Genomic DNA, 211 nt, shown 5'->3' on the forward strand with positions numbered 1-211 from the left:
GTTCCGATGGATACCGTGTGCTCCCCTTTTTCCAGCAGTACATTCAGCGACTCTACATCTTCAATCGTATAGGCGGTTGCATCTACGGTCGCTTCGGTCGGGCCATACACGTTCGTAATGACCGGACGATACCTGGACCATTTGTGCAGGAACACATGGACCAACTGCACGGATAAGGCTTCGCCCCCGATCAGGTAATGCTTCACATCCG

At 53.1% G+C, this 211-nt stretch carries 1 protein-coding gene; it reads right to left on the minus strand.

From position 1 onward, the window contains the following. A partial coding sequence (locus HFD99_RS25460; RefSeq protein ID WP_167441127.1) for a hypothetical protein occupies nt 1–211 on the minus strand: 211 nt, incomplete at both ends.

The sequence above is a fragment of the Paenibacillus sp. EKM301P genome (assembly GCF_011800295.1).
Lineage (GTDB): Bacteria > Bacillota > Bacilli > Paenibacillales > Paenibacillaceae > Paenibacillus > Paenibacillus polymyxa.